The sequence below is a fragment of the Methyloversatilis sp. genome (assembly GCF_965284615.1).
Lineage (GTDB): Bacteria > Pseudomonadota > Gammaproteobacteria > Burkholderiales > Rhodocyclaceae > Methyloversatilis.
Genome location: NZ_OZ260098.1, coordinates 2,385,282 through 2,405,865, shown reverse-complemented (window position 1 = coordinate 2,405,865; position 20,584 = coordinate 2,385,282). Strand labels below are relative to the sequence as shown.

At 62.7% G+C, this 20,584-nt stretch carries 19 protein-coding genes and 1 tRNA gene; 18 read left to right on the top strand and 2 right to left on the bottom strand.

Features of this window, described 5'->3' with window-relative positions:
- Nucleotides 1-53 precede the first annotated feature (53 nt).
- The 14 genes from ACQ66H_RS11435 to ACQ66H_RS11370 all read left to right on the top strand — a co-directional run bounded on the left by ACQ66H_RS11435 (nucleotide 54) and on the right by ACQ66H_RS11370 (nucleotide 14,397).
- Complete coding sequence (locus ACQ66H_RS11435) at nucleotides 54-965, top strand: hypothetical protein (protein ID WP_430434139.1); 912 nt, start codon at nucleotides 54-56, stop codon at nucleotides 963-965.
- Nucleotides 966-1,101: 136 nt separating this feature from the next.
- Nucleotides 1,102-1,890: an ABC transporter permease gene (locus tag ACQ66H_RS11430; RefSeq protein WP_430434138.1), complete on the top strand. Its 789-nt coding sequence runs from the start codon at nucleotides 1,102-1,104 to the stop codon at nucleotides 1,888-1,890.
- On the top strand, nucleotides 1,880-3,076 hold the full coding sequence (locus tag ACQ66H_RS11425) for an ABC transporter ATP-binding protein (protein ID WP_430434137.1): 1,197 nt from the start codon (nucleotides 1,880-1,882) through the stop codon (nucleotides 3,074-3,076). Before ACQ66H_RS11430 ends, ACQ66H_RS11425 begins: the two co-directional genes overlap by 11 nt.
- Complete coding sequence (locus tag ACQ66H_RS11420; protein ID WP_430434136.1) at nucleotides 3,073-3,774, top strand: hypothetical protein; 702 nt, start codon at nucleotides 3,073-3,075, stop codon at nucleotides 3,772-3,774. The genes ACQ66H_RS11425 and ACQ66H_RS11420 overlap by 4 nt, the downstream gene beginning before the upstream one ends.
- 158 nt (nucleotides 3,775-3,932) lie before the next feature.
- The gene (locus ACQ66H_RS11415) at nucleotides 3,933-4,763 is read left to right on the top strand and encodes a sulfotransferase domain-containing protein (RefSeq protein WP_430435622.1); all 831 of its coding nucleotides are present in this window, start codon (nucleotides 3,933-3,935) and stop codon (nucleotides 4,761-4,763) included.
- Nucleotides 4,756-5,661: a glycosyltransferase gene (locus ACQ66H_RS11410; protein ID WP_430434135.1), complete on the top strand. Its 906-nt coding sequence runs from the start codon at nucleotides 4,756-4,758 to the stop codon at nucleotides 5,659-5,661. Before ACQ66H_RS11415 ends, ACQ66H_RS11410 begins: the two co-directional genes overlap by 8 nt.
- On the top strand, nucleotides 5,658-6,650 hold the full coding sequence (locus tag ACQ66H_RS11405; RefSeq protein ID WP_430434134.1) for a glycosyltransferase family 2 protein: 993 nt from the start codon (nucleotides 5,658-5,660) through the stop codon (nucleotides 6,648-6,650). The genes ACQ66H_RS11410 and ACQ66H_RS11405 overlap by 4 nt, the downstream gene beginning before the upstream one ends.
- Entirely contained in the window at nucleotides 6,647-7,552 is a 906-nt protein-coding gene (locus tag ACQ66H_RS11400) for a glycosyltransferase family 2 protein (RefSeq protein WP_430434133.1), read from the top strand. Before ACQ66H_RS11405 ends, ACQ66H_RS11400 begins: the two co-directional genes overlap by 4 nt.
- Nucleotides 7,542-8,414 (top strand): NAD-dependent epimerase/dehydratase family protein, encoded by an 873-nt coding sequence (locus ACQ66H_RS11395; protein WP_430434132.1) that lies wholly within the window; start codon nucleotides 7,542-7,544, stop codon nucleotides 8,412-8,414. The genes ACQ66H_RS11400 and ACQ66H_RS11395 overlap by 11 nt, the downstream gene beginning before the upstream one ends.
- 289 nt (nucleotides 8,415-8,703) lie before the next feature.
- The gene (locus tag ACQ66H_RS11390; RefSeq protein ID WP_430434131.1) at nucleotides 8,704-9,147 is read left to right on the top strand and encodes a phasin family protein; all 444 of its coding nucleotides are present in this window, start codon (nucleotides 8,704-8,706) and stop codon (nucleotides 9,145-9,147) included.
- A gap of 176 nt (nucleotides 9,148-9,323) precedes the next feature.
- Nucleotides 9,324-10,226, top strand: a complete 903-nt coding sequence (gene cysD, locus ACQ66H_RS11385; protein ID WP_430434130.1) for a sulfate adenylyltransferase subunit CysD — start codon at nucleotides 9,324-9,326, stop codon at nucleotides 10,224-10,226.
- Entirely contained in the window at nucleotides 10,226-11,956 is a 1,731-nt protein-coding gene (cysN, locus tag ACQ66H_RS11380) for a sulfate adenylyltransferase subunit CysN (protein WP_430434129.1), read from the top strand. The genes cysD and cysN overlap by 1 nt, the downstream gene beginning before the upstream one ends.
- 60 nt (nucleotides 11,957-12,016) lie before the next feature.
- Nucleotides 12,017-12,667 carry a class I SAM-dependent methyltransferase gene (locus ACQ66H_RS11375; RefSeq protein WP_430434128.1) on the top strand — a complete coding sequence of 217 codons (651 nt, stop codon included), beginning with the start codon at nucleotides 12,017-12,019 and terminating at the stop codon, nucleotides 12,665-12,667.
- Nucleotides 12,664-14,397 carry a sulfatase-like hydrolase/transferase gene (locus ACQ66H_RS11370; RefSeq protein ID WP_430434127.1) on the top strand — a complete coding sequence of 578 codons (1,734 nt, stop codon included), beginning with the start codon at nucleotides 12,664-12,666 and terminating at the stop codon, nucleotides 14,395-14,397. The genes ACQ66H_RS11375 and ACQ66H_RS11370 overlap by 4 nt, the downstream gene beginning before the upstream one ends.
- On the opposite strand, the gene ACQ66H_RS11365 is transcribed toward ACQ66H_RS11370, so the two are convergent.
- Complete coding sequence (locus ACQ66H_RS11365) at nucleotides 14,346-15,686, bottom strand: ATP-grasp domain-containing protein (RefSeq protein ID WP_430434126.1); 1,341 nt, start codon at nucleotides 15,684-15,686, stop codon at nucleotides 14,346-14,348. The two genes, ACQ66H_RS11370 and ACQ66H_RS11365, sit on opposite strands and share 52 nt — an antisense overlap.
- 94 nt (nucleotides 15,687-15,780) lie before the next feature.
- Here ACQ66H_RS11365 and egtD point away from each other — a divergent pair, with 94 nt between their 5' ends.
- The gene (gene egtD / locus ACQ66H_RS11360; protein WP_430434125.1) at nucleotides 15,781-16,746 is read left to right on the top strand and encodes an L-histidine N(alpha)-methyltransferase; all 966 of its coding nucleotides are present in this window, start codon (nucleotides 15,781-15,783) and stop codon (nucleotides 16,744-16,746) included.
- A gap of 11 nt (nucleotides 16,747-16,757) precedes the next feature.
- On the opposite strand, the gene senA is transcribed toward egtD, so the two are convergent.
- The gene (senA, locus tag ACQ66H_RS11355) at nucleotides 16,758-17,981 is read right to left on the bottom strand and encodes a selenoneine synthase SenA (protein WP_430434124.1); all 1,224 of its coding nucleotides are present in this window, start codon (nucleotides 17,979-17,981) and stop codon (nucleotides 16,758-16,760) included.
- A 13-nt stretch (nucleotides 17,982-17,994) separates the two neighbouring features.
- On the opposite strand from senA, the gene senB reads away from it, so the two are divergent.
- From senB to ACQ66H_RS11340, 3 genes are all read left to right on the top strand, one after another.
- Nucleotides 17,995-18,984 carry a selenoneine biosynthesis selenosugar synthase SenB gene (gene senB, locus ACQ66H_RS11350; protein ID WP_430434123.1) on the top strand — a complete coding sequence of 330 codons (990 nt, stop codon included), beginning with the start codon at nucleotides 17,995-17,997 and terminating at the stop codon, nucleotides 18,982-18,984.
- Between the two features lie 26 nt (nucleotides 18,985-19,010).
- The gene (gene selD, locus ACQ66H_RS11345; protein WP_430435621.1) at nucleotides 19,011-20,078 is read left to right on the top strand and encodes a selenide, water dikinase SelD; all 1,068 of its coding nucleotides are present in this window, start codon (nucleotides 19,011-19,013) and stop codon (nucleotides 20,076-20,078) included.
- 40 nt (nucleotides 20,079-20,118) lie between these two features.
- Nucleotides 20,119-20,203: transfer RNA gene (locus ACQ66H_RS11340), tRNA-Leu, on the top strand.
- Nucleotides 20,204-20,584 lie beyond the last annotated feature (381 nt).

Here is a 20,584-nt window from a genome sequence, read left to right as displayed (position 1 = left end):
AGCAGGAGGGCAGCGCTGCTTTCTCCACAGACACAACTACCCGTAGGTCATTCGTGGAAGGGCAGTACGAGCACCTCTGGCAAGGCGTGTACGACAAGTTTGAACGAGTTGTCGCGCAAGGGGAGTCTGACCTGAGTCGGGTACACCTCTTCATGCGGCGCAACTTTGGTCCGGACTTCGAAGACGAGATGTTGCGCGAAAAGTACGCCCAGCATGAACGCAAGATCGCCGAAACCGGTTACATCCTGGACCGGCAATTGATCAGGGTGTCGGAACTCGATCCTCGTGTTGTCACCCTGCTAACGGATTCCGTCAAGATGAGGGAGATGATCTCGACATTCGGCGCTGGCGCGCAGCGCATTGTAGAACTCGGATCGGGATGGGGCAAGAATCTCTTTAATCTATTCAAGTTTGGTGCTCCGCTGAACGCTGAGTACTGGGGGTTTGAACTGACTAGAACGGGGCGGGCTCTGATGGAGCAGGTCGGCGCAGGGTGTTCGCCCCAGATGAAAGTCCGCACATCGGCCTTCGATTACTACGATGCCGATTTCTCGGCACTGCGTGATGAAGTCCAGACCTGCGTCTTCACTCATCACAGTATCGAACAGATTCCGAACGTTCCCGAAAAGCTGATCGATCAGATTCTGGCCATCCCTGGATTCCGTATTTGTCTGCACATGGAGCCCGTTGGATTCCAGTTCGCATCGAATAGCTGGCTCGATGCACCTGCCGGGAAGGACTTGATGAACCGCATTGATGCTGAGAATCGACGTTTTGCAGAGAAGAGGAATCAGAATTCGAATCTTTACGCACTGCTGCGGAAATATGAACGGGAAGGACGGATCCAGATCTTCGCTGTGAAGAAGTACTTTACGTCTCATTTGCTGGCGAATGCAACGACGGTAATCTCATGGGGGGCGCGTGGTGGCGCTCCAGTGGTGTCAGGACGGCGTGATGATCTGTAAGCGACAGATCGTCTTCGCTTGATTTGGCAGTCCTCGTTGACTGTCTTCGCTGCGAGCACTGCCCGATTAAATGGCATGCTCTGCAGTCCCCATCCCATCCCCCCCCCGCCTCCAGCTTTATTGGTTGTCAGCTCGAATGCTCGCGAAGAAAATTGAATATTTAATGTTGGCGTTGGATCTCGCAATACGAGATCTGCAGAGTTCTACCAAGCGAACGGTTCTGGGATATGTTTGGATATTGCTTACTCCGCTGCTCCTGCTTGGGGTTTATACATTGGTTTTTGGTGTTTTTCTGGGCGTAAAATGGAATGGGCCAGATGGCTTGCATGTTGGCTATGCATTGCCCATGTTTATCGGTTTGGTTGTTTATCTTTTCTTTTCCGATGTTGTGAGTAGCTCGACTCCATTGTTGGTTTCGAAGAGGACATATGTTGTTAAGTCCGCTTTTCCCGTCTGGGTTCTCATTCTCTCCAATGTTATCCGAGCGGGTATTCCCTTTTCGGTTTCATATCTATTGGTTGTGATTTTCTGTGCTGTCGCCGGAGTGCTATCCGTATCAGGTGTCATCCATTCCATGCTGATAGTTATGGTGTGTACGGTCTTTTTCTTCTCGGTTGCTCTTCTCCTGGCAGTCATAGGGCCTTTCCTTGGGGATTTGTCACATATTGTGCGCCTTGCACTGCGCGTGCTCTTTTATGCTTCTCCGGTAACGTACCCAATGCTCTCCGTGCCGGAAAAGTATCAATTTCTTATATGGATGAATCCACTGACGTCAGTAATCGAGCCATTCCGAAATGCTTTGATCTATGGAAATTCAGGGGGCGGAGTGGAAGTGCTTTTCCTGGCCGGCGTCACTTTGCTCCTTCTTGTAACCGGGTTCTGGATATTTTCTCGCGTGCGAGGTGTGTTGTCTGATGTCGTCTGAGTTGTTAATTTCCGGAAAAGGTGTCTGCAAGAGCTACACAGGAATATCCGATCCGTTTGCGGCTTTTTGTCACGCTATAGCGCCCAATTGGTTTAAGCCCGCAAAAACTCGTCGTGTGCTGGATGGCGTTGACATCGTTGTTCATCGTGGTGAGACGGTTGGCATCATCGGAAAAAACGGTGCCGGTAAGACCACGCTACTCGGAGTTCTTGGAGGCGTAATCATCCCAAATGCCGGGTGCGTGGAGCGCCGCTGCAAGGTAGCCACCTTGCTGGGCTTATCCGCTGGATTCAGCCCAAACTTTACAGGGCGTGAGAACGCGTATCTGTTCTGCTCAATCCAGGGCATTCCGCGGCGGCAAGCCGATAGCGTGGTGCATAATGTCGAGTTGTTTGCTGAGCTTGATGAATACTTCGATCTGCCGATACGCTCCTATTCGTCGGGAATGCAGGCAAGACTAGGTTTTGCTTGCGCGGTTAACGTTTCCGCCGATCTCATCATCATTGACGAAACCCTCGCGGTTGGAGACGCAAGCTTTAAACTAAAGTGCTATGACAAAATAAAGAGTATGCAGGATAGCGGTCAGTCGTTTCTTCTGGTTAGCCATAGTCAGAACATCATCGCGAATTACTGTACGCGTGCGCTTGTGCTGGATGGCGGTAAGAAGGTGTTCGATGGTGACGTACTTGAAGCGCTTCTGCTTTACAAAAATATTCGCACAGCAGAAGAGCGTAGAAGGGGCGTGGTTGTAGAACGAGTGCCACTAGAACTGCAAACTGGACAGGACGCGGTTTTGGAGGATCTTTCCTTCTCCTTGGATGAGGCTCCGGGGCGGGGCACTCGAGGCGTCGTTAAAGCGCGCCTTAATCTTCGTCGTACGATCAGCAATCCGGTGTTTGATTGGGGAATACGCACAGCGCAGGGAATTATCGTCGCGCATTCCGGCGAAGGAAGTGCCCTCGAGATAATGAAAGCGGGAGAGGAGTGGTCTATTTCGTTCGGATTTGACCATATTCTGCAACCGGGAAAGTATTTCTTTAGCGTCACTCTGCGCGAGATGGTAGACGATGTGGCGCTGGTTGTGGCGACCTTCCAGAACGCACTGACGTTCGATGTTCAAGGTACTCCAAAGGGGGGGGTTGTCGATCTTGGCATGACGCTGAATGCCGAGGTGTTGAATCCATGACGAAAAACAGTCAGGCGCGTCGAGTATTTGTTGCTGGTGATTCGCATGCGAAGATCTTTTCGCATCGCGCATTTGAAGTTGCATTTCCAGATGTTTTTTTTGAGTCTGGTGCAGTCAGTGGTGCGACGATATCTGGATTTAGGAACCCGAATTCTGAAACGCAAGCGCTTCCGATAATTCGTCGGCGTTTGGATCTGACAACGGCTCGTTTGGTTATATCAATGTTCGGTGAGATCGATACTGGTTTTGTGATTTGGTATCGTGCAAAAAAATACGGGTTTTCGGTTTCATTAATGCTTGAAGAGACGCTTGGTCAGTACAAGGCTTTTCTTGAGGAGCTGCATGAACGTGGTCATGCGGTGTTGTGCATTAGTACTCCGCTGCCGACCATTCCAGATGGATGTGATTTTGGGGTTGTGGCGAATGCTCGTTCATCGATTTCGGGAAGCCAGGTTGAACGAACTGAACTTACCCGTTCTTTTAATCGTTCGATGCAAGAGTACTGCCATAAAAGGGATTTTGGTTACTTAATGCTGGATGAGTTGTCCGTTGGGTCTGATGGGTTGGTTGATGATGGGTTAAGGAATTCGGATCCGAGCGATCATCATTATCACCCTGATCGCTATGCGGAATTGCTTGTCGCAGAATTGCGTCGGTTCGGCATGGCTGAACGGGGCGTTTATGATGTGTTTTTGTAATTTTCAATAATTTCTTTCTAATGATTCGTTTTTTTGATCGGAAGAGGTTTGCGCCCGCATGGTGTGATGAAAATGCGAAGTCGAGCGCATCGACATCCTGTGAGCGTAGAATCGAAATTAAGTTGAGTTGACTCAGGGAACGTTATCAAAGTGCGGACCTGTTTATTCTATCCTTTCCGAAATCTGGGCGGACATGGATAAGGGCGGTGGTTTCGGGCTATCTTCAGAAGCGATATCGCCAAGATGTTGATCTTGAATTTTCTGTTGCCTCTCGTTTTTTTTCTCGTCCTTGTTTTACACATAATTTCTTCGATGTATATCGGTATGTGGAAAGGCCCGTCGAGCTACTCGAGAAAGAATTTCTTGTCGAGAAGCCTCTTGTCATAGTCGTGCGTGACCCTCGAGATGTTTGTGCATCATATTTTCATCATATTGGCAGTCGGGACCGGATGTGGACGGGCAGCATCCTCCGATTTGCACTGGATCCGGTATATGGGATCGTCAGGCAGCTGACGTTCGTTAATATGATTCTTGATTTGTATGCGGCACATTCTGGACCGAAACTCGCGCTGAGCTACGAAACCCTGAGGGATAACCCGGCAGCCGGTTTTGCGGAGTTGCTGTCGCTGATCGATCAGAAAGAGGTTGATCTGAAGGTGCTTGACGAAGCGATCACTGATGCGAGCTTCGAAAGAATGAGGGAGGCAGAGATTTCAGTATCCGAGAAGGGCAGGGTCGAGAAGGGCGCCCGGCTCGGTGTGAAGGACTGGAGTGGTGACACCAATGCGCTAAAGGTGAGACGCGGTGTTGTAGGTGGATTCTGGCAGGATTTTGGGTTAGCCGGGGGCATTCTGGTGTCGGCTCTCCCTTCGGTGCTTGGCTTGGTTTCCAGGCTTCGCTGGTTGCGTGAGGAGGTCGTGCGGGTGTCGCCGCCGTCCAGATGCACCGGGGGAGCCGCACATGAGGAATGCGGACGCGCCAATGGATGAGATCAGGGTCTTTGTCGCTTGCACTGAGGCGGAGTGGCTGCCAGCACGAGTTCTTGAGTTCTCGATGTCTGAGGGAACGGAGTCATCGATCGTACTTAGGACCCTTTACTCCTTCCGTCGGGAGATTCCGCTTCCTCGTATTCTTGATAACCGTCCCCGTACACCTTTTTCGTTTCAGCGCTTCCTGATTCCAGAACTCTGCGGCTATACGGGAAAAGCCATCTACCTTGACGCCGACATGCAGGTATTTGGTGACATCCGGGATGTGTGGAATAGCGATTTTGCGGGCAACGACCTGCTGACGGTCGCGGACGATGACTCGGGCCGACGCCCGCAGTTCAGCGTCATGCTGCTGAACTGTGACCGACTTTCCTGGCGCATCGAGGACATTGTTGAAAGGCTTGACGCGGGTGATCTGGACTACGCAAGCTTGATGTACGAGATGCGCGTGGCAAATGCGATCGGACGAGTCTTGCCAGCGACGTGGAATTCCCTGGAGCAGTTCCAAGCAGGGAAAACGCGCCTGCTCCACTACACAGACATGAACACACAGCCCTGGATTTCACGCGCCAACAGGAATGGGCATCTTTGGGTTGCATGCCTGCGGCGGGCACTGGGGGCGGGATTCGTCACACTGAGCGAGCTGAAGCGCGAAGTCAACTCAGGGCACGTCCGCCCATCTTTGTTGGCACAACTCGAAGCGGGCATTGACGATCCACTTTCCTTGCCTGCGGCACTGCGAGCGCTCGATCGAAAGTTCGTGGCGCCTTTCAAGAGTATGACTACAGGAAAAGCGCGGCCGTGGACAAGTCCGACTGCGGCCGTACGAGCGTTGTTCGCTCGAATGTACTTTCACTCACCCCTGGTACGCAGGTGGCACCGTAGGAAATCAGCGTGACGACGGTGGCCGTAATCATCGTGACGTGGAACGCGACCGAGTTACTCGGCCAGGTGCTCGACGCGCTTGATGCCCAGACCTTGAAGCCCTGTCGAGTCTTGGTGGTCGATAACGGTAGTGCCGACGCTGAGCGACTGGAAGCCGTTCTGGACGGCCGACAAGGGCACACACTTATCCGGTTGTCGGAGAATCAAGGGTTCGCGGCGGCCAACAATCTCGCCATTGCACGATGCAACGACGTCGAGTACGTCGCGCTGCTCAATCCCGATGCCTTTCCGGATCCTCAGTGGTTGAAGGCGCTGACGGACGCTGCGTGCGCTAATCCATATGCCGCCAGCTTTGCAAGTCGAATGCTCGACCATGGAGATACCCGCATGCTGGATGGAGCGGGTGACGTTCTATCGATCAGCGGAAAGCCCGCTCGGCGAGGACATGGTGATGTTGCGAGGGCTCGTTTCCTAGCGGAAGAGGACGTTTTTGCACCGTGTGCAGCTGCAGCTCTTTACAGGCGAAGCGCATTCGTCGAGTGCGGGGGCTTCGACGAACAATTTTTTTGTTACCTGGAAGACGTCGATCTCGGATTTCGACTGCGCTTAGCTGGGCATGGATGTCTGTATGTGCCCGCTGCCGTTGTGCGCCACATCGGTTCAGCGTTGACAGGGCGACGTAGCGACTTCGCCGTGTATCACGGGCATCGAAACATTGTGTTCAATTTCATCAAGAATATGCCTTCCGGATTGTTCTGGCTTCTGCTTCCGCTGCATCTTCTGATGAATTTCGCGTACCTTGCGGGGGCGATCTGTTCGGGGCAGACGACAGTCATGTTGCGGGCCAAGCGCGATGCGTTCAGGGCCTTGCCAATGATGTGGGCCAAGAGAGCAATCATCCAGCGCTCTCGTCGGGCGAGCGTGCGGTCTGTGTGGGCTGCCCTCGACAAGACGCCCTTTCCCGGAATGAGTTTCCGGATCAATCGACCGGGCGGGCGATGAACGCGCCAACGACCGCCGATGTTTCCGTCGTCATCGTCAACTACAACGCCGGACCGCTCCTCGTCGATTGTGTGCGGAGCGTGCTCGAGAGCTCTCTTCGGGCGATCGTCGTCGATAACGATTCGACAGATGACAGTCTGCTCGAGTGTGAACGGGTGTTTGATGGGAATCCGTCCTTCTTGGCCATCCGCAATGGTCGCAATGCCGGGTTTGCAGTGGCCTGCAACGTTGGACTTCGCGCTTGTACGACCGGGTACGTTCTCTTCCTGAATCCCGATTGCCGATTGGAGCAAGGGGCCGTAGAAGCTCTTCTCGATGTATTCGCGCAGCAGCGCGACGTCGGAATGGCAGGTGGACTTCTGCTCAACGAAGATGGCAGCGAACAAGGCGGGGGGCGCCGCGCGGTCCCCACCCCTTGGCGCTCGCTTGTTCGAATGACGGGTCTCAGTCGATTTTCCTCGCGCTGGCCCAAGCTCTTCTTCGATTTTTACCTGCACAAGCAACCACTGCCCGTAACGCCGATCGACGTTGAGGCGATTTCCGGAGCATGCATGCTGGTCAACCGATCCGTCCTGGCCGACGTCGGTATCTGGGACGAAGGGTACTTCCTGCATTGCGAAGATCTGGATTGGTGCATGCGCTTTCGTCAGCAGGGCTGGAGGATCATGTTCGTCCCGACCGCGCGCGTGATGCACGCGCAAGGGGCATGCAGCCGCAATCGGCGTGTCTTCGTTGAATGGCACAAGCATCGGGGCATGATGCGTTTCTACCGGAAGTTCTTTCGGCACCAGTATCCCGGCTTTTTGATGTGGTTGGTCGCGCTTGGGGTCTGGTCTCGGTTTGGTGTGCTTGCGCTGGTGCTGTTCCTTAGAGGACTCAGGAGAGCCCCGGATGAGCCCTGAACCACTTCCTGTTGCGGTGCTCGGGGGCAGTGGCTTGGTTGGGCCCCCGTTGCTGTCCTGTCTCCATGCACGCCAGCAGCCGGTGATCGCCTACTCGCGCACGCGACACGAAGGTCCGGATGCTGGTGTGGTCTGGAGATTGTCCAGCGTGCTTGGCGCAGCGGGCACAGAACCGATAGCGGTGTGGTTTTGCCTGGCGCCTATCTGGGTGCTGCCCGATTACTTTGAGGCGGTCCGAAGGAGCGGTGCGCGGCGCATCGTCGCGCTGTCATCAACCAGTCGTTATACCAAGTTGGATTCGTCGGATAGCGCAGAGCGCGATATCGTCAAACGACTGATCGACGGTGAGCAGGCGTTGATTGCGTGGGCGGAACGCCATGGTGTCGAGTGGGTAATTCTCCGTTCAACGCTGATCTACGGTTACGGTCGCGATAGAAACGTGGGGGCGGTTGCCGCCTTCATTAGGCGCTTCGGTTTTTTTCCGCTGCTGGGAAAGGCGTGCGGACTGAGGCAGCCGCTGCACGCGGAGGATCTTGCGCGTGCGATGGTTGCCGCCGCGTGGTCGAAGTGCGCCGCCAACCGTAGTTACACGCTCTCCGGTAGTGAAACATTGACTTATCGCGCGATGGTCGAACGCATTTTTACGATGATGGGCCGTCGTCCGCGTTTGCCCTCCGTACCTTTCTGGATGTTTCGCGTAGCAGTCGCAGTGTGGCGAGCGGTCCAACCGCGTTCCACGGTGTCGATCGGCATGGCCGAGCGCATGAATGCGGACATGGTTTTTGATCACGATGATGCGGTCCGCGACTTCGGCTTCGCGTCACGCGCTTTCTCCCCGACACAGGAGGATCTGTCCGGATGATGTGGTCCGTCAGCGGACTGAATGGAATTGAACACCGACTGCCGCAAGATTGGTGATGGATGGCAGGCTTGGGTGTCTCCACCGCAAGGCCTTGCAGGACAGGACGTCGTTGAAAGTCTTACTGCTGCCTGCTCGGTGCACTTGCTGCCCTGTGTGTGCTACTACGTTGCGACGGGGTCTTTCAACCTAGCGCCTGTGCCGGGACGATAGGAAGGGAACGGATGGCGGCTTATGATGTGTCAGGTGCAGAGCTACTGCAAGTGATGTGAGCTTCAAGCAGGGAGGGACCGTGAATACAACGCACGATGAGCGAACACTGATAGGCCCGGATACGTCCAAGCGCTTGGTCAACATCCTTGCCGACGGCGGTGAACGCCTGCTCAAGCTGCAGGCCGAGTCGGTCAGTTCTGCGTTGACCACCCAGATGCGGGCCATCGAGCAGCCGCAGACGGTCGCCGAGGCAATGTCCGCGCTGTGGCAGTTGCCGCAGCTTTACGGCGCCTTGCTCGAAGAGATGGCGGAGCACGCGCGGCAGTCGTACCACATCCTCTCGCAGGTGCAGAACGAGCTGGTCGATCTGGCTTGCGATTCGGTGGTGCAGCAGGCGCCGGCGCTGACCGAGGCATTGAGCAGCGGCAACGTGCTGTTTGCCGACCGGCGTCACCGGTCGGTGGTGATCAACTTTCCCGACCGCCGCGGCATGATTGCGCGCAGCCGCTCGCAGAGCGCCTGAACGCCGCGCCGCGCCGCGCCGCGCAGTCCGGATCATTACGGCGCCTGCCGGCGGCGGCGCTGCACGGCATTCGCCGGGAACCCCCGCGGCGCGGTAAAATCCTGTCCCTTTCGCACGGGCGGCCTGTCCGACGCCGTGCGGCCCGCTATTTCCGCACCTTCCGGTTCCCCAACACGATGAGTACATTGACGCACCTGCAACGGCTGGAAGCCGAGAGCATCCACATCATGCGCGAAGTGGTGGCCGAGGCCGAAAACCCGGTCATGCTCTATTCGGTCGGCAAGGACAGCGCCGTCATGCTGCACCTCGCCGCCAAGGCCTTCTATCCGTCGGTCCCGCCCTTTCCGCTGCTGCACGTCAACACCACCTGGAAGTTCAAGGCGATGTACGAGTTCCGCGACGCAATGGCGCGCAAGCTCGGCATGGACCTGCTGGTGCACATCAATCCGGACGCCAAGGCACGCAACATCAATCCGTTCGACCACGGTTCGGCGCTGCATACCGACATGTGGAAGACCGAAGGCCTGAAGCAGGCGCTGGACAAGTACAAGTTCGACGCCGCCTTCGGCGGTGCCCGCCGCGACGAGGAAAAGTCGCGCGCCAAGGAGCGCATCTTCTCCTTCCGCACCGCGCAGCATCGCTGGGACCCGAAGAGCCAGCGCCCCGAGCTGTGGAAGCTGTACAACGCGCGCAAGCATCCGGGCGAATCGATCCGCGTGTTCCCGATCTCGAACTGGACCGAACTGGACATCTGGCAATACATCCACCTGGAGAACATCCCCATCGTGCCGCTGTACTTCGCGGCCGAGCGGCCGGTGGTCGAGCGCGACGGCACCCTCATCATGGTCAACGACGAGCGCATGCCGCTGCGTCCGGGCGAGACGCCGCAGATGAGGAGCGTCCGCTTCCGCACGTTGGGCTGCTATCCGCTGACCGGCGCGGTCGAATCGACCGCTGCCACGCTGACCGACATCATCCAGGAAATGCTGCTGACCACGACGTCAGAGCGCCAGGGCCGCGTGATCGACCACGATTCCTCCGGTTCGATGGAAAAGAAGAAGCAGGAAGGGTATTTCTGATGGCACACGTTTCCGACCTCATTTCGCAGGATATCGGCGCCTACCTGAAGCAGCACGAGCACAAGAGCCTGCTGCGCTTCATCACCTGCGGCAGCGTCGATGACGGCAAGAGCACGCTGATCGGCCGCCTGCTGTACGAATCGAAAATGCTGTTCGAGGACCAGCTGGCCGCGCTCGAAGCGGACTCGAAGAAGGTGGGCACCCAGGGCGGCGACCTCGATTTCGCGCTGCTGGTCAACGGTCTGGCCGCGGAGCGCGAACAGGGCATCACGATCGACGTCGCCTACCGCTTCTTCTCGACCGATCGGCGCAAGTTCATCGTCGCCGACACGCCGGGCCACGAGCAATACACGCGCAACATGGTGACCGGCGCCTCGACCGCCGATCTGGCCATCATCCTGGTCGATGCGCGCCACGGCGTGCAGACGCAGACCCGTCGCCACAGCTTCCTGGTGTCGCTGATCGGCATCAAGCGCGTCGTCGTCGCAATCAACAAGATGGACCTGGTCGGCTACTCGAAGGACGTGTACGAGCGCATCGAAAAGGACTACCGGGCGTTCGCGGCGCAGATCGGCCTGTCCGACATCCTGTGCATCCCGATGTCGGCGCTCAAGGGCGACAACATCATCGAGAAGAGCGCGGCCACGCCGTGGTACGCCGGCCCGGCACTGATGGACCACCTGGAAACCGTGCAGATCGAGGACGACCTGCAGGCGCGCCCCTTCCGCCTGCCGGTGCAGTGGGTGAACCGCCCGAACCTCGACTTCCGCGGTTTCTCCGGTCAGATCGCCTCCGGCACCGTGCGCCCGGGCGATCGCGTGCGCGTGCAGCCGTCCGGCCGCGACACCACGGTCGAGCGCATCGTGCTGTCAACGCAGGATCTGAGCGAAGCGGTGGCCGGTCAGTCGGTCACCGTCACCTTCGCTGACGAGATCGACTGTTCGCGCGGCGACGTGATCGTCGCCGCCGACACGCCGGCGCTGATCGGCGACAGCTTCGACGCTACGCTGGTGTGGATGAGCGACGAGGCCATGGCCACCGGTCGCAGCTATCTGATGAAGTGCGGCACCCGTACGGTCGGCGCCACCGTCAATGCGATCGAATACCGTGTGAACGTGAATACGATGGAGCGCTCCGCCACCGCCGCGCTTGCACTGAACGAGATCGGCCGCGTGTCGCTGCTCACGGACCGATTGCTTGCCTTCGATCCGTACGAGTCGGTGCGTGATACCGGCAGCTTCATCCTGATCGATCGACTCACCAACAACACGGTCGGCGCCGGCCTGCTGCATGGCGCCCGCAGCCGTCCGCGCGACCTGAGCTGGACGCGCCTGGAAACCGGCCGCGCTGCGCGCGCTGCACTGAAGCAGCAGTCGCCGCTGCTGCTGTGGGCGGGTGAAGGCATCGCCGCCGACAAGCTTGAACAGAAGCTCATGTCGCTCGGCCGCCACACCATCACGCTGCCGGCTGCCACCGCAGACCTGCCACGCATCGTCGGCATCCTGCTCGACGCCGGTCTGGTGGTGGTGATCGACGCCGACTCGGCGCAGCCGGAGAGCCTGGTCACCGCACTGGCGGCCGGCGAGCACGTCGAACTGAAGATCGACGCCGGCGCCGCGCAGGCCGCGCTGGACGCCAGCGGCCAGCGTCTCGTGCTGGCTGCAGGCGCCACGGAGGAAGTGGTCGAGCAGATCGTCGAAACCCTGCGCCGCGCCGGACGTCTGAGCTGAGCGACAGGCCGGGCGCGCTCGACACGCCCGGCCCTTCCTCCCACCGACGCCGGAGCCGCGATGAGCGCCCAGCCTTCTGCAGACGACGAGGACGCGGTCCGCGCCGCGTCGATCGAGAAGTACCGCAAGCGCGCCGCTGGCTACGACGCTACCTGCGGGCCGACCTGGCCGATCCGCGAACGCGCGGTCGCGATGCTCGGTCTGCAGCCCGGTCAGTCGGTACTCGACGTCGGCTGCGGTACCGGCCTCAGCCTGCCGCTGCTGCGAGCAGCGGTCGGTGACGCCGGGCGGGTCTATGGCTTCGACCAGAGCCCGGACATGCTGGCGCAGGCGCGCCGCCGCGTGAGCGAAGCCGGCTGGGACAACGTCGAACTGTTCGAAACCGCGGCGCAGGGCCTGCGCTTGCCGGACCGGGTCGATGCGCTGCTGTTCCACTACACCCACGACATCCTGCGTTCGCACACCGCAGTTGACGCCCTGCTGGCCTGCGCAAGACCGGGCGCCGTGGTGGCGATCGCCGGCATCAAGTATTTCCCGCGCTGGCTGGCGCCGCTCAACCTCTGGGTCTACCTGAAGAACCACGGCTACAACGGTGCGCCGGGCGAACTGCGCACGCCGTGGGACCGCATCGCGCCGCGCCTGGTCAACTGGTCGATCACGACCACGCAGTACGGCATGGGCTATCTCGCCCGCGGCCGCGTGCCGGAATGACCGACAGATCCGCGCCGGGCCCGAAGCAGGCCATCGTCGCGCTGGCCGCGCTGCTGCTCGGCAATGCGCTGCTCAGCGCCAACAATCTGTGGCCCACGCCCTTCATCGTGCCGGATCACCGGCTGTCGCCGGAGTTCGTCGGCCTGTGGCTGGCGCTGATGGCGGCGGTTGCCCGCTATGGCCGCCTGCCGGCTCGCGCACTTACGGTCTTCACCGCGCTGTTCCTGCTGTTCGCGTTCGGCCGCTATGCCGACGTGACCGTGCCCGGCCTGTTTGGCCGGCCGGTCAATCTGTTCTGGGATGGCCAGCAGATTCCACGCTTTCTCTGGGTGGCGGCGCAGGGCCTGCCCTGGTGGGTGAGCGTCGGTGCGCTGGCAGCGATTTCGCTGCTCGGCTGGGCACTGTGGCGCGGCGCGCGAGCGCTGGTCGGGCAGATCGCGCACCGGGCGGTTCCGTATGCGCTGCGTCACCGCTGGTCACGCGTCGCGACCGCGCTGGCCGCGCTGCTGGTGACCGCCAATCTGGCCGGCGTCGAGGCAACCTGGCCGGTGGTGTCGCGACCGATCACGCCGACCTACTGGCGGCAGGCCACGCTGCTCGCGACGCTGATGTCGCCGGAGGCGGTGGCGCGCGCGCTGCCGCAGGTGCCGGCGCTGGACGACGCGCTGGCGCAGCCGCCGGGCCGCGCGCTGAGCGCGCTGCGCGGCCGCGACGTCTATCTGATGCCGCTCGAATCCTACGGCGCGGTGGTCTATGACAATGCCGAGGCGGCGCGTCTGCTGCAGCCGGCGCGCGACCGTCTGGCGCAGGACCTCGCCGCCGGCGGCTGGCAGGTGGTGTCGGCCTTCATGCGCTCGCCAACCTTCGGTGGCGCGTCCGATCTCGCACAGCTCGGCATGCTGTCCGGCCTCGATCTGAGCGACCCGCGGCGGCACGACCTGCTGGTCACGACCGAGCGACCGACGCTGATCACCCTGTTCCGGCGCAACGGCTACCGCACTTACGGCTTCTATCCGGCGCTGTTCTGGGCGTGGCCGGAACGCGTGTTCTACGGTTACGACGTGTTCATCGACGGCCGCGACCTGCGCTACCCGGGGCCCGAAATGGGCTACTGGAAGATTCCTGACCAGTATTCGGCCGAGCGCTTCGAACAGCTGCATCCTCGTGCGCCCGGGGAGCCGCCGCGCTTCGTATTCTTCCCGACCATCACCAGCCATCTGCCGTTCTCGCCGGTGCCGCCCTTCCAGCCCGACGTCGATCGCCTGCTCGGCGACACGCCCTTCGATCCGGCCGATGCGGCGCGCGCGCTGGCGAAGAAGCCGGACTGGCTGAACATGTTCCCGGACTACATCGGAACCATCGAATACACCTACCGCTGGCTGGGCGACCACCTGCGACGGGCGCCACCGCACGACACGCTCTACGTGCTGGCCGGCGATCACCAGCCGGTGGCCGGCGTCAGCGGTGAAGGCGCGTCGTGGGACGTGCCGGTGCACATCGTGTCGCGCGACCCCGAACTGCTTGCGCGCTTCGTCGCCCAGGGCTTCCAGCCGGGGCTGGCGCCGCCCCGCGCGCCCATCGGTGGCCTGCACGACCTGACGACCCTGCTGCTGCGGGCGGCTGGCGATCTGCCGATCGCGCAGCTCAGCCTCGCGTCGCAGTCTTCGGCGCTGACCGTTCAGGCGACGTCGAGCGCGGCCGGTGTCGCTTCCACTGCGTCGTCGCGATAGGGCGCGCGCCAGCCGAGCAGGTCGCTGGCCGTTTCCGCCCGTGCGCGCAGTTCGGCCGCGTCGGTGCCGTCCAGATGGACGATGCCGTAGCGGTGGCTGCCCGTCCATTTCAGGTCGCGCCGCAGCGCCCGGCCGCGGCGGCCGAAGGCGAACATCAGGCCGTCCGGAAAGGCGTTGGCGAAGCGCGCACGCCGCGCCGTGTCGGGCATTTGCGGCACGGTGGCTGTGTCGAAGGCGCGATAGACCAGGCTGGCCGCGACGCGGGCACGTGGCGTCTCACGACGCAGCAGCCGCGGGTCCTCGCCGTGCGCCAGTGCGAGCGACCAGACGTGGGCGTCGATGCCGTGCACCCGCAGGTAGAGGTCGGAAAACTGCGACGCCAGACGCGGATTGCACTCGATCACGGTAAGCCGGTCGCGCGCGTCGTCGTAGAAGAACTCCAGGTTGAAGAAACCGTGGTCGTAGCCGATCGCGCCGAGGAAGCGACGCGCCACGTCGAGCGCGCGCGCCTGTACCGACGCGGGCAGCCGGCTCGGCAGTTCCCAGCGCATGAAAGCCTGGGTGCCCGGATGCATGATGGCGTTGACCACGCCCAGCGCATGCACCTGTCCGTCGAACACCCAGCCGTCGAGATTGAACTGTGGCGTGGCTGGATCGACCGGCTCCTCCAGCAGCATGCGGTGGGCGCTGCCGGCCTCGGGCAGCCGCGCGCGACAGACGCGGTCGAAAGGTTCGATCAGACGGCGGATGATCCAGCGCTCGGCAAGATCAAAACGGGTGTGCGCCTGCAGCGCCTCGCGACTGCCGACTTCGCGCGCCAGCACCGAGAAGGCCGCCTTGATCGGCTTGGCATAGACCGGGTAGGCAAAGCCGGCCGGCAGCCGTGCCGGCACGTCGTCGCCGCACACCATGTCCAGCGCGGCGAAGCGCAGGCAGGCCTCTGGCGCGACCGCCTCCAGCACGCACCGCGCGTGCAGCTTGTGCTGTGCGGCCAGAATGGCTTCGGGCGGCGCACAGGGCAGCCCCAGCCGCTCGGCCACCAGCGCCGCCGCCAGCGCGCCGAAAGCTTCGTGGTGCGAGATCACCGCCGACCAGCCGCGCCGCCGGCCGCGCGCCGCGGTGCGCTCGGCGAAGCGTTCGAGGTCGAAGCCGATCAGCCGCAGACTGGACGGAAACGAAAACAGATCGAAGCCGGCGTGGTCGAAGGCGTGGCCCGCGCCGGAGCGGGCGAAGCCGATGCGATCCCAGTCGTAGGCGAAAAGCAGGCCGGCGCGCGGTCTGGAGGGCACGTATCATCCTTGGCGAGTGGCCGGTCGCGCCGGCGGGATCCACTGCGGGCAATCGGCCGCCCGCGCAGTACACAGAATACGAGGGGAATGGACCATGGTGCGCACGCCACGTTTCATCCAGCTGCAGCCAGTCGGCGAGGCAGGGCAGATGCCGGCTCTGTGGGCCGGTCTGCAGGCGCCGGTGGCGCGGGTGTCGCCGAAGTATTTCTACGACGCGCTGGGCTCGCGGCTGTTCGAAGCGATCACCGAACTGGACGAGTACTACCCGACGCGCACCGAGGCTGCCATCTTCGACGCCCACGCCGCCGACATGGCAGCACGTCTGCGCGCGCACGCGGGCCCGGCGCACGATCTGATCGACCTCGGTGCCGGCAGCTGCGCCAAGGCGGCGAAGCTGTTTCCACTGTTCGCGCCGCGCCGCTATGTCGCGGTCAACATCTCGGTCAACTTCCTCAAGCACTCCCTCGAGTGCCTGCAGCGCGCCCATCCGGACATGGACATGGTGGGTGTTGGCCTCGACTTCTCCGCCGCCCTCGCGCTGCCAGCCGCGTTATACGACGGGCCGGCGCTGGTGTTCTACCCCGGCTCCAGCATCGGCAACTTCGCGCCGGACGAGGCGCTGCGCCTGCTGCGTGAAGCGCGCACGGTGGCCCGCGGCGGCGCGCTGCTGATCGGCGTCGATCTGGTCAAGGACAAGGCGGTGCTCGACGCCGCCTACGACGACGCGCTGGGGGTGACCGCCGCCTTCAACCTGAATGTGCTGCGCCATCTGAACCGCATCGCAGGCACCGATTTCCGCCTCGCCGACTGGCGCCACGTCGCCTTCTTCGATCCCGCCACCTCGCGCATCGAAATGCATCTGGAGGCACGCCAGACCCTCACCGTGCGCTGGCCGGGAGGCGAGCGCAGTTTCGCCGCCGGCGAGCGCATCCTCACCGAATACTCGTGGAAGTGGACGCGCGAGCGTTTCGAGGTGCTGCTGCGCGAAGCCGGTTTCGGCGACATCGCCTGCTGGACCGACGCGCGCGACGGGTTCGCTGTCTTCCTTGCGTGCGCCTGATGAGAGGCCGATCAGCCGAGCGCGCAGCTGCGGAAACCGGCCGGCACGTCGTCGCGGTCGGGCCGGAAGAAGTTGCGGTAGCGCGGGTCGCGCATGCGCGGCTGCGTCATGAAGGAGGCGCCGCGCAGCACGCGGCGGTCGCCGAACCACGGCGCCGAATAGTCGCGGTAGGGGTGGGGCGCGAAGCCGGGGTAGGGCAGGAAATCGCTGGCCGTCCATTCCCATACGGCGCCCCAGCGGAAGCGATCGGCCGCGCTCGGTGCAGCGCTCAGTGCCGAGTACTCCCACTCCGCTTCGGTCGGCAGCCGGCGGCCGGCCCAGCGGCACCATGCGTCGGCTTCGTAGGCGCTCAGATGGCAGGCCGCGGCGTCCGCGTCCAGCGCCTGCCACTGGCCATACACGCGGCGCTCCCAGCCGCTGCCGGCGCGTCTCAGGTAGCGCGGCTGCGTGCGCCCCTGGGCCGTGCGCCAGCGCCAGCCTTCGCTGCTCCACCAGTGCGGGTCGTCGTAGCCGCCGGCATCGACGAAGGGCAGGTAGTCGCGCCAGCTCACCGCGGCGCTGTCGATGTCCAGTGCCGGCACGCTCATCGCGTGCGCGCTCAGTTCGTTGTCGAAGGCGAAGCCGTTTCCGCTGCTGCCGAGCAGGTGGCGGGCCGCGGGCAGCGACAGCGTGTCGTGCGCACCGGCCGCGGCCGGCTGCCAGCGCGGGTCATCCACCGCGATGTCGAGCTGTTGCGCCATGTAGAGCGCGGCTTCGTGGTGCATGTCCTCGTGCAGCAACGACAGGCGGAAGAAGTAGAGCGCGTCGTCGCCGTCGTCCGGCACGCCCGCCAGCAGCGAAAGGACACCGTCCAGTTGCCGGGCGAGATCGTCAAGTGTGGCGTCGGCGTCCGGCAGCGGCAGGGTGGGGCGGCTGGCGTGGGCTACGCGACTGGAGTCGTACAGCGCGTCGGCGTTCGCCCGCAGCGGCGGCGTGCGCGCGACATCGGGGTCGGCACGCACGCCCTTCAGATAAAGCGGATTGCGCAGCGTCCACCATTCCTGGAACCATCCGATGTGGCCCAGCTCCCACAGCGGCGGATTCAGCGTTTCGTGAACCGGGATGCGCAGTGTCGGGCAGGCGCGCTGATAGTCGGCGAAGCGGGCAAGCGTGTCATCGCGGCTCGCGCGCAGCGCTGCCGCGAGAGCCGTGCGGTCTCCGCGACGGGCGCTTGCCGATTGATCTGAGGCCTCCATCGAACACACGTCCATGTCCCGTCCATCCATTGTCATCGTCACGCCGGCGCTGGCCGACGCCAACAACGGCAACTGGCGCACTGCACGTCGCTGGGCCGCCATGCTGCGGCCGCGTTTTGACGTTCGGCTGGCGTCCGACTGGCATGGTGGCGACGAGGCATTGATGATCGCACTGCACGCCCGCCGTTCCGCCGCAGCCGCCACCGCGTGGCGGAAGGCACACCCGTCGCGTCCGCTGCTGCTCACGCTGACCGGCACCGATCTTTACCGCGACATCGACTGCGACGCCTCGGCCCGGCATTCACTGGCCATAGCCGATCGCCTGATCACGCTGAACACGCTCGGCGCGCGTGCGCTGCCGCCGGCGCTGCGCGCACGCTGCAGCGTGCTGCTGCAATCGACGCCGGCGCGCGCACGCGTTGCACCGCCGACGCGCCATCTGCGCGCGCTGATGATAGGCCACCTGCGCGCCGAGAAGGCGCCGGACACGCTGTTCGACGCGGTGCGCCGGCTGCGCACGCGCACCGATATCCGCATCGACCACATCGGCGGGGCGTTGGATCCCGCGCTGGGCGAGCAGGCGCGCACGCTGATGCAGGAATGCCCGCACTATCGCTGGCTGGGCGGGCTGACGCACGGCGACACGCTGCGTCGGCTGGCGCGCGCCAGCGTGCTGGTGCATCCGAGTCGCATGGAAGGCGGCGCGCACACGGTGATCGAGGCGGTGCGCTGCGGCGTGCCGGTGATCGCGTCGCGCATCGATGGCAACGTCGGCCTGCTCGGCGAGGACTACGACGGCTGTTTCGAGGTGGACGACGCTGCGGCGCTGGCCGCCTGCATCGCCCGCGCACGCGACGACGCCGGCTGGCTGGCCCGGCTCGACCGCCAGTGCGCCGCGCGTGCGCCGCTGTTCGCGCCCGAACGAGAGCGCGCGGCACTGGTCGCGCTGGTCAACGGATGTCTGGCATCCTTCGGCCCGCGACACGGCGTCGCGACCGCATGACAACCCCGCAAGAACTGGATGGACAGATGAACGAAGCGCAGGCAGCGAGCACCGAACCCCGACTGACTTCCCTCTCGCATGGCGGCGGCTGTGGCTGCAAGATCGCGCCCGGCGTGCTGTCCGACATCCTGAAGCACACGGCGGCGATGCCGGTGCCGCCGGAACTGATGGTGGGCATCGAAACGTCGGACGACGCGGCGGTCTATCGCCTCAACGACGAACAGGCGCTGATCGCGACCACCGATTTCTTCATGCCCATCGTCGATGATCCGTTCGACTTCGGTCGCATCGCCGCCACCAACGCGATCAGCGACGTCTATGCGATGGGCGGCCGGCCCATCCTCGCGCTGGCGCTGGTCGGCATGCCGATCAACGTGCTGTTGACGACCACCATAGGCCGCATCCTGGAAGGTGGTGCCTCGGTCTGCCGCGACGCCGGCATCGTCGTCGCCGGCGGCCACACCATCGATTCGGTCGAGGCGATCTACGGTCTGGTTGCGCTGGGCATCGCCCATCCGGACCGCATCCGTCGCAATGCCGACGCACAGCCGGGCGATGTGCTGGTGCTGGGCAAGCCGCTGGGCGTCGGCGTCATGTCGGCGGCGCTGAAGAAGGGCGCACTGGACGACGCCGGCTATGCACGGATGATCGCCAGCACGACCAAGCTCAATACGCCGGGGCCAGATCTGGCGGAGCTGCCCGGCGTGCACGCGCTGACCGACGTGACCGGCTTTGGCCTCGCCGGCCACGCGCTCGAACTGGCGCGCGGCTCGGGCTGCGACGTCGCCATCGACTGGTCGGCGGTGCCGCTGCATGCCGGCACGCGCGAACTCGCCGCGCAGGGCTTCGTCACCGGCGCATCGAACCGCAACTGGACCGGCTACGGCGAACGCATCGTGCTGGCCGACGGCTTCGCGCCGGAAGACCGCGCCCTGCTTACCGACCCACAGACCAGCGGCGGCCTGCTCGTGTCCTGCACGCCGGACGCGCTGGATGCGGTGCTCGCCACCTTCCGCCGTCACGGCTTCGATGCCGCCGCCGTGGTCGGTGGCGTCGGTGATCGCAGCGCAGCGCCGGTCGTGCGCGCCCGCTGATTTCGGTCACATCGGTGGCATACTCGCCGCCGTTCCGTCCGCCCGGATGGTGAAATTGGTAGACACAAGGGACTTAAAATCCCTCGACGCAAGTCGTGCGGGTTCGATCCCCGCTCCGGGCACCAATACAGGAACAACCGGCTCCGGCGCCTCATCTGGGCCCCCCCGTGGGCGCGACCTTGGCGGCGACACTGCCGGTACGGACCGCCGGCTTCGCTTTGGGCTGCAATCGCGAGCAAGCTCGCTCCCACCCAACCCATGCTCATGCTCATGCTCGGGTCACGGCGCTGGCGCATTCCCATTGTGGGAGCGGCCTTGGCCGCGACTGGGCCGCCGCGGTCCGCCGGCTTCGGTACAGGCTGCTGCTATCGCGGTCAGAAGGCCCCTCCGACGGCATCCGCGTGTGCAGGCGATCAGCCGGCTCGGCTTCCGCGCACAACGCCCGCCAGACGTCGGATTCCGCCGACAGATCGCTTCGTTGCCGGCCTACCGCGTGACAGCGCATC